The sequence below is a fragment of the Natronospira elongata genome, from assembly GCF_034931365.1.
GTDB classification, from domain to species: Bacteria; Pseudomonadota; Gammaproteobacteria; order Natronospirales; family Natronospiraceae; genus Natronospira; species Natronospira elongata.
On record NZ_JAYGII010000095.1, the window covers coordinates 1 to 1,323 of the forward strand.

General features: G+C 59.7%; 2 protein-coding genes. Both read left to right on the top strand.

Going from position 1 to position 1,323, the window contains the following annotated elements; translation table 11 throughout:
• The coding region (locus VCB98_RS13885; protein WP_346053552.1) for an efflux RND transporter periplasmic adaptor subunit at positions 1–955 on the top strand (955 nt) is incomplete at its 5' end.
• 143 nt (positions 956–1,098) lie between these two features.
• Positions 1,099–1,323 (top strand): efflux RND transporter permease subunit (locus tag VCB98_RS13890; RefSeq protein WP_346053554.1); only part of this gene is annotated, 225 nt, incomplete at its 3' end.

Genomic DNA, 1,323 nt, shown 5'->3' on the forward strand with positions numbered 1-1,323 from the left:
TATCCAGCAGGCCATGAATGTGCGGACCACCGAGGCGGTTCGAGAGCGCCTGATGCGCCATATCGAAACCGTCGGTCGAGTGGAATATGACCCTGCCAAGCTGAAGCATCTTCATCCGCGCACCGAAGGTTGGGTGGAAGCCTTGGATGTGGCGGCCGAAGGCGACCGGGTGGAATCGGGCCAGCGATTGTTCACGATTTACTCTCCCGAGTTGGTCAATGCCCAGGAGGAATTGCTCCAGGCCCTCCGACGGGGCGAGTCACGGCTCATTGAAGCGGCTCGGGATCGCCTGCGAGCCCTTGGGATCCAGGATGCGGTGATCAGCAATATTGAAGCAGAGCGTGAGGTTAAGCAGTCCGTCCCCTGGTATGCGCCGGAAGATGCCTATGTCACCCAGCTTGGTATTCGGGAAGGCATGTATGTCTCTCCCGGCCTGGAGATGATGGAGCTGGTGGATCTTTCCAATGTCTGGGTGATTGCCGACATCTTTGAGTCTCAGGCGGATTGGGTGGAGGTCGGCCAGCACGCCATGATTGGCCTGCCCTATAGCCCCGGCGACCAGGCCCATGCCGATATCAGCCATATCTACCCGGTGTTGGATGAGCAAACCCGTTCATTGCGGGTGCGCCTGCCGGTGGAGAACGGTAATGGCAAGCTCCGCCCCGGCATGTGGACGGCGGTGTCCATTCACGCCGATCCCTCCGAGGAAGGGGTGGTGATTCCCCTTGAGGCCTTGATTCGTACTGGCCGCGGAAATCGGGTGGTGATCCGTGAGGATGAAAGCCATTTCCGGGTTCGGGAGGTCATGCCGGGCATGGTCAGCGGTGATCAGGTGATGATCAGAGAGGGTGTCGATGCCGGCGATGAGGTGGTGGTCTCGGGCCATTTCCTGATCGATTCCGAAGCCAGCATCCGAGGCGGCCATGGCCGCGTCGAGGATCATTCGGATCATTGATGTCGTTGTCGCCGCCCCCGTAGGAGCGAATTCATTCGCGATAAAGCCTCAGGCAGGTACGGAGGCTGGTTCAGGAGTAATCGCGGATAAATCCGCTCCTACGGTCGTAGAAAGCGAGCGCTGATCATGGCTTGGAGTAAAACATGATTGAAAGACTGATTCATTGGTCCATCGTCAACCGGGTACTGGTGCTGATTCTGGCGCTGGTGACGGCGGCGGTGGGTCTGTATGCCGTGAAGCATACGCCGGTGGATGCCATACCGGATCTGTCCGATACACAGGTGATTGTCCGGGCCGAGGCCCCGGGGCTGGCCCCGGAGGTGGTGGAGGATCAGGTGACTTACCCCCTGACCACCGCCCTGATGGCC